The 7,060-nt window shown below is 73.1% G+C and carries 7 protein-coding genes; 1 reads left to right on the top strand and 6 read right to left on the bottom strand.

Translation table 11 applies throughout. From position 1 onward, the window contains the following. Nucleotides 1–169: 169 nt before the first annotated feature. Nucleotides 170–592, top strand: coding sequence for an acyl-CoA thioesterase (locus tag VIU94_RS16555; protein WP_331912183.1), 423 nt, complete (start codon nt 170–172; stop codon nt 590–592). Between the two features lie 116 nt (nt 593–708). Here the strand turns inward: VIU94_RS16555 and VIU94_RS16560 are convergent, their stop codons facing one another. The 6 genes from VIU94_RS16560 to VIU94_RS16585 form a co-directional block, all read right to left on the bottom strand. Next, the gene (locus tag VIU94_RS16560; RefSeq protein WP_331912185.1) at nt 709–1,008 is read right to left on the bottom strand and encodes a chorismate mutase family protein; all 300 of its coding nucleotides are present in this window, start codon (nt 1,006–1,008) and stop codon (nt 709–711) included. Next, nucleotides 1,005–2,261 (bottom strand): ATP-grasp domain-containing protein, encoded by a 1,257-nt coding sequence (locus VIU94_RS16565; RefSeq protein WP_331912187.1) that lies wholly within the window; start codon nt 2,259–2,261, stop codon nt 1,005–1,007. The genes VIU94_RS16560 and VIU94_RS16565 overlap by 4 nt, the downstream gene beginning before the upstream one ends. A gap of 38 nt (nt 2,262–2,299) precedes the next feature. Further along, nucleotides 2,300–3,547, bottom strand: a complete 1,248-nt coding sequence (locus VIU94_RS16570) for an ATP-grasp domain-containing protein (RefSeq protein ID WP_331912189.1) — start codon at nt 3,545–3,547, stop codon at nt 2,300–2,302. A 10-nt stretch (nt 3,548–3,557) separates the two neighbouring features. Beyond that, on the bottom strand, nt 3,558–4,835 hold the full coding sequence (locus tag VIU94_RS16575) for an MFS transporter (RefSeq protein ID WP_331912191.1): 1,278 nt from the start codon (nt 4,833–4,835) through the stop codon (nt 3,558–3,560). After that, on the bottom strand, nt 4,832–6,088 hold the full coding sequence (locus tag VIU94_RS16580; protein WP_331912193.1) for an aminotransferase class I/II-fold pyridoxal phosphate-dependent enzyme: 1,257 nt from the start codon (nt 6,086–6,088) through the stop codon (nt 4,832–4,834). The genes VIU94_RS16575 and VIU94_RS16580 overlap by 4 nt, the downstream gene beginning before the upstream one ends. Further along, nucleotides 6,085–7,060: prephenate dehydrogenase/arogenate dehydrogenase family protein (locus VIU94_RS16585; protein ID WP_331912195.1), on the bottom strand; the 976-nt coding region annotated here is incomplete at its 5' end. The genes VIU94_RS16585 and VIU94_RS16580, both read right to left, overlap by 4 nt.

Genomic DNA, 7,060 nt, shown 5'->3' on the forward strand with positions numbered 1-7,060 from the left:
TGGCCATGACGCTAACACTCCCGCATATCGCCGAGTCAAGGATATTCGCCATGTGATCCACATCACCAGGAATTTGTCATTTAGCGGCCGGGGTTGCCCGGCGCGATCCCATGGGGCACGATCCAATAGGACAGGAATTCATGGATCCATTTGAGGAGGTCGACTGAGCATGACGGAACCGTTTCAGCTGCGGATGATCGTCCGCGGTTACGAGCTCGACACGCAGGGACATCTCAACCAGGCCGTCTACCTGCAGTACTTCGAGCACCTGCGGTGGGAGAGCCTGCGCGCGGCCGGCATCTCGGTGGACCGGCTGATCGACAGCGGCTTCGGCCCGGCCGTGCTGGAGAACACCATGCGGTTCCGCCAGGAACTGCGCGGCGGAGATGAAGTCGACGTGACCTGCCGGTGGGTGTGGGGCGACGGCAAGACGTTCCGGGTGGAGCAGGAGATCCGGCGCGCCGACGGCGCGCTGGCATGTGAAATCTCAAGTATCGCCGGGCTCCTCGACCTGGAGAAGCGAAAGCTCGTCGCGAACCCGGCCGAGCATTTCGCCAAATTGGCCGAGCACCCGGAAATCATGGGGCTCTGACCAAAAGCGGAATCAGCGCACCCGGAAGCGCCCGAAGGAGATTCACCGACATGATGTCGGAGAAACCCTCCGCGGGCGCTTTCCTTATTCATTACTCATTCATGGAATTCTTTTCGTCAGCTCTTTCCCCTCACGCCGCGCGTCAGCTGCGAGAGGACGAGAACGGCCCGTCCGATGTCGACGCCATGGCGGCCGAGTTCCTCGGCGTACCGACGCAGCACGCCGTTCTCCCGGGCCAGCTCCGAGGCCGGCAGCCCCGACGTCCGGCGCACCGACTGATCGTGCCGGGCCAGCTCCGCCCGGCGCAGCACCATCGAGATGATCTGGCCGTCGAGGTCGTCGAGCAGGGCCCGGATCTCCCGCCCGTCCAGGGGCGCCGAGGCGGTCGCCCGGCGTCGTGCGACGGGGGTGGTCACAGCAGGTCCAGCGGCTCGGCGGAGACCCTGGTGACGAAGCCGAGCCGACCGATCGCCTCCCGGGCGAGGGTCAGCGCCTCCTCCGGGGTGGCCGCGTGCGCGCGGGCCTGCGCCAGCCGGGAGTCGGAGCTCTGCAGGCCCTCCAGGGCGCGCCCGGCCGATGCCAGCAGGTCGACCCGGACGCCCTCGGGGTGCGGGCCCTCCGCCCCGGTGATCTCGACCAGCGTCCCGGCGGCGGGCGCGCCCGCGAACCAGATCGCCTCGGCGCGCGGGGCGCGCGGCGGGTCCGCGAGCACGGCGCGGACGTCCGGCAGCACCTTCTCGCCGACGCACTGCCGCAGCTGGTACTCGACCAGGTCCACGCCCGTCGCGTCGGTGACCAGGTTCCAGATCTCGTCGCCACCGACCCGCAGATGGGTCTCGATGATGCGGGGCCCGTCCTCGGTGAGCACCAGCTCGGTGTGCGTCGGCCCGTGCTCCACGCCGAGCGCGTCCAGCGCGGCGGCCACGTAGGCGTGGATCTCCTCCTGTCGCTCCGGGGCCAGCGGGGCGGGCATCACGTGCCCGAGCTCCACCAGGCTCACCGGGTCCGAGTACTTGCGGGTGACGGCCACGACCACGTGCTCGCCGAGCTCGGAGAAGGCCTCCACGCTGTACTGCTCGCCGCTCAGGAACTGCTCCGCGACCACCTCGGCCGGCTCGTCCTCGCCGCGGGCCCGGTCGAAGGCGGCGTCCGCCTCCTCCGCTGCGCGGATCACCGAGACGCCCGTACTGGCCGTGCCGCGGCGGGGCTTGACCACGCACGGGTAGCCGTGGGCCGCCGCGAAGGCGCGCAGCTCCTCGGGCCCGGCGACCTCGGCGGCCGCGACGGTCTCCACCCCGGCCTCGGCGAGCCGGCCGCGCATCGCGTACTTGTCGAAGACGAGCCGCACGGTCTCGGGGTGGTGGGTGGGCACCCCGAGCACGTGGCCCGCTTCGGCGGCGTACTCCTGGCACTGGTCGCCGAAGGTGCCGATCCGGGTCACCGGCTGCAGGGCGTGGACCGTGCGGGCGAGCACGATCCAGTGCTCCAGCGGCGCGTCCGCGGCCACCGCCAGGATCCGGGCGTGCCCGCCGGCCTCCTCCAGCTTGGCCAGGTGCTCGGGCCGGCACAGCACGCTGGTGGTGACGGGGCGGCCGAGCGCGTCGCCGCGGACGCGCATCCGCCCGGGGATGTCGTATCCGTTGCCGAAGACCAGAACGTGTTCAGACATGGTGCCGCTCTCTCCTGGGTGGGGGTGGGGATCCGCGGTCATGCCGGATCCGTGGTCACGGTGATCTTTCCGGCGAGCTGTTCGGCGAGGGCGACGGCGGCCGCGGTGTCCGGCGCGGCCACCAGGATCTGACCGGTCCGGTCCCAACTGGCCTCCAGCGGGCCGATGACGTCGCCCACGGACACCGCGACGTCCACCCCGAACACGCCCTCGTGCGCCCGGACCTCGTCGACGCCCTCGACGCCGGTGACGACGCCCGGCGCGCTGGTGAGGAAGCGGGTCGCGGCCGCGGCGCGTGGCTCGGGGCGCGCCGGCAGGGCGGGCAGCGCGCCGGCGGCCCAGCCGACCGTGTACGCCTCGATGTCGACGCCGTACGCGGCGTCCACCAGCTCCATGATCCGGTCGCCGCCGGGCCGGGCGTGCGACTCGATCACCCGCGGGCCCCGGGATGTGAGCTTGACCTCGGTGTGCGCGGGGCCGTGGCCGAGGCCCACCGCGTCCAGGAACGCGGTGACGCAGGCGAGGACGGCGGTCTCGTCCGCGTCGGAGAGCCGGGCGGGCAGGGCGTGCCCGGTCTCGACGAAGGCGCCGACGGTGGCCTTCTCCGTGACGGCGAGGCACACATGCCGCCCGTCGAAGCTCAGCGACTCCACGCTGTACTCCGGCCCGTCGAGGTACTCCTCCATCAGGAACCGGGTCATGGGGAAGTAGTTCGCGAACCGGTGATCGGTGCTGGCGCGCAGCCGCTCGACGTCCCGCCAGGCGTCCGCGCTCTCCTCCGGGCCGCGCACCAGGCGGACGCCGAAGCTCGCCGCCGCGTCGACCGGCTTGAGGACGAACGGATGACCGTGCCGCTCCCCGAACTCCCGCAGGCTGTCGGGCCCTTCGACCGGTGCGGCGGCCACCGCCCCGGGCAGGCCCGCGAGATGGGCGCGCATCGCCTCCTTGTCCCGCATCAGCCGGGCGCACAGGTGGCTCGGGCCGCGCAGCCCGAGCAGCTCCGCGATCCGGCCGACCGGCACGACGCCCGGCTCGGTGATGGTGGCGACGCCCGAGAAGCCGTACACCTCGTGGGCCGCCGTCACCAGCGGGCGCAGCACGTCCCAGTCGGTGTAGTCGACCAGCAGGGCCGCCTCGACGAGGTCGGCGTGCTCGGGCCGGTACTCCTCCGGTCGCTGCACGTTGACCACGCGCAGCCCGAGCTCGCAGGCCTTGCGCACGGTCTCCACCCGGCCGCCGATCACCAGCAGCACGGGCTCGTCCGATGTCGTGGGCTTCCCGGTCATCCGCTCCCCCTCAGTCCTTCACCAGTGCGTCGGGCACGCCGGGCGCGACGGCTTCGGAGCCGGTCCCCTCGGCCGAGTCCCGCTCGGCCAGGGTCCGCTCGCCCCAGCGGACCACCGGCACGGTCGCCAGGCCGGCCGCGACGAACAGCGCGCCGAGCAGGATCCAGCCGGGCGCGCCCCAGTACACGAGCAGCCCGGTCAGCGCGAGCGGTCCGACGATCTCCGCGACGGTCAGGCCGGACCCGAAGAACGCCTGGTACTGGCCGTGCTTGCCGTCCGGCGCGAGGCCGAAGCTGATCTCCCAGGTGCCGGCCATCTGCACCATCTCGCCGAGCGTCTGCACCGCGGCCGCGGCGACCAGGAGCAGCACCGCCGACCAGGCGGAGCCGCCGCTGCCGGAGAAGGCGAAGACGACGCAGCTCGCGCCGAGCAGCAGCGCGCCGCGCACCACGTAGCGGGCGGCGCTCGCCAGGTCGGTGACGCCGCGGGCAACCCGTACCTGGAAGATCACCACCGCGAGGGTGTTGAGCACGAACATCACCGAGAGCACCCACGGCGGGGCCTCGGTGTGCCCGACGATCCACAGCGGCAGCGCCACGTCGATCAGCGGGACGTGCAGCACCAGGACGAGGTTGAGCAGGCTGACCGCGACGTACGGGCGGTCCTTGTACACCGGCTGCGGCTTCTCGCCCTGGGCCGCGGCGGGCGACGCCGGAACGGCCGGAACCCGCCATAGCACGCACGCGGCCACCGCGAAGGCCGCGGAGTTGAGCGCGAAGGCCGCGAGGTACGCGCCCCGGGAGTCGAAGAGCAGCACGATGCCGCCGAGGGCCGCGCCCACCGACAGGCCCGCGTTGTAGCTGGCCTGCATGAACGCGCGGACCTTGGTGAGCTGTTCCTTCTCCACCACCCCGGCGAGCAGCGCCTGCTGGGCCGCGGAGCCGCTGCGCTGGGCCACCGCGTACACGCTGGCCGCCAGCACGAACAGCGGGAACGAGCGGATGAACAGGTACGAGCCGACGGCCAGCGAGGCGCAGCAGAAGAACACCACCGCGCTCCCGCGCACCCCCGTGCGGTCCGCGAGATGGCCGAGCGGCACGCCGACCACCAGCGCGACCGTCCAGGCGATGGTCAGCCCGAGGCCGAGCTGCGCCGGCGACAGGCCGGCGACGGTGGTGAAGAACAGGGCGGCGGTGACGTAGTACGCGCCGTCGCCGGTCCTGCTGATCAGCTGCGCCAGTGCCAGGGTGCGCGGCGGCCCGGGCGGCGGGACGAACGTCTTGCTCACTCCGGCTGTCCCTCGATCGGTCCGAGCGCCTCGACCGCGGTCTCCAGGTGGGACTCCTCGTGCGTCGCGGAGAGCGCGAAGCGGATGAGCCCGGTGCCCTTGGCGACGGTCGGGAAGAACGCGGGCAGAACCAGCACCCCGGCGGTGCGCAGCCGGCGGGCGGCGTCGAAGGCGGCGGCCTCGGTGGAGAAGTGGGCGCCGCGGATCGGCGAGCGCTGCCCGGCGTTGACCAGCAGGCCGTCGGTGAGCTTGTCGAAGTGGTCGGCGTTGCTCCAGAGCCGCTCCTGGAGCCCGGCGACCTCGCCGCTCAGGTGCAGCCGGGCGGCGGCGACGTCGGCGGCGAGCAGCGGCAGCATGATCGAGTGGCCGAAGACCAGCGGGTTGGCGAACTTGCGCAGCACCCGCACGTCGTCCGCGGAGGGCAGCACCACGAAGCCGCCCGCGCCGCCGAACGCCTTGGACAGCGAGCCGACCAGCATGACGTTGTCCGGCAGGCCGCCCGGGAACGCCTCGTACGCGTACCCCGCGCCCTGCCGCCCGTCGATGGAGACGCCGTGCGCGTCGTCCACGTACAGCAGTCCGCCCGCGGGGCGCAGCGCGTCGGCGAGAGCGGCGACGTCGATGAGCCCGCCCATCGAGCCGACGCCGTCCACCAGGGCGATCGGGGTGCGGCCCTCGGCCGCGGCCTCGGCGATCCGGCCGGTCAGGCTGTCCGGGTCGGCCAGGTCGAACCGGCGGACCGGGCCGAGCTGTTCCATGACGCCGCGCAGCACCTGCATCGAGGCGTGCGCGGTCTTCTCGACGAGGAACATCGGGCCGGCCTCGGCGATTGGGTACCCGGGCAGCGTGCCGTTGCCGAGCAGCGGCAGCACACCCAGGTGGACGTTGCTGACCGAGGTGAACGGGACGACATGGCGGCCGCCGTAGATCTCGCCGAGCAGCTCCTCCAGCTGCCCGAGGTACAGCGGGCGCATCCGGTTGCGGGAGGAGGAGAAGTGCGCGCCGAACCGGAGGAGGGCGTCCTGCGCGGCCTCGACGAGCGCCGGGTGCTGCTCCAGGCCGAGGTAGGAGCAGGAGACGAACTCGACGGCGCGGCCGCCGTCCGCCAGCTCCACCGTCTTGCCCTCGCGGCCGGTGATGACATGGCCGGTCAGGCCCTCGTCGAAGGCGCGGTCGAGGGAGTCGGTGGTCTTGTCGATCCGGGCGGCGACCCAGTTGGCGTGCTTGGCGGCCGGCCGGCCTTCGCTGGTCATGCGGTCTCCTCGGGGCGGGCGAAGCGAGATGGGGGTCCCCCCGGACGGAGTCCGGGGGCGGGCAGGTCGCCGGGGCAACTGAGCGAGTCGGGGTTTCCTCCGGAAGCGGTCCGGGGGAGGGTGAACAGGTCGGCGCACAGGGCCTGGTAGTGCGTCAGCCGGGTGCCGAGGACGCCTGCGAGGGCGTCCAGGTGATGGGCGAAGTCCTCCTCCTCGCCGTCGCGGGAGAGGTCGCGGAGCCGGTCGACGCCGTGGGCCAGTGCGTCGCGGGCGCTGCCCGCGAGCGGGTTGGCGGACTGGATGTCCCAGTACACCTCCGGGGTGCCCGACGCGATCCGGGCGAGCAGCGCGAGCAGGGTCGCGTGCGGCGGCGGCGCGACGGCGGACAGTTCCTCGATGTCCACGTCGAGTTCGGCGAGGGCCTGCCCGAAGGCGAGCACGGTCGCGTGGGTGAGCGCCTGGGAGGCGGCGGCCACCCGGTCGTGCCGCTCCGCGTCCATCCGTACGATCCGCCCGCCGGACGCGCCGACCAGGTCGAGGAGTTCCTCGACGAGAGGGCCGCCGTGCGGGACGACCGCGGCCACCGGCCGTCCGGCCATGCCGAGGGTGGGCGCGAACATCGGGTTGAGGCCGAGCGACTGGCGTCCGGGGGCGTGCTCGGCGAGGGCCGCGGCGATCCGGGTCTTCACCGACAGGGTGTCCGCGAGCAGCGCGTGCGGCGGCATGACGTCGGCGAGCGCGGGAAGCGCGGCCAGCGCCACCGGCTCGGGGACCGCGAGCAGCACCAGGTCGGCCCGCTCCAGCTCGGCACGGAGCGCCCCGTCGGGCGCGGTGATGTCGCCCTTGACCTGCCGGACGCCGGGCACGTCGGCGGCGAACGCCTCGGGGTCGGCCACGCACACCTCGCGGCCGGCGGCCGCCAGCAGGCCGGTGAACAGCCGTCCCACCGCGCCCGCTCCGCCCGCGACGACG

The organism is Streptomyces sp., from assembly GCF_036566765.1.
In the GTDB taxonomy this organism is placed as follows: Bacteria; Actinomycetota; Actinomycetes; order Streptomycetales; family Streptomycetaceae; genus Streptomyces.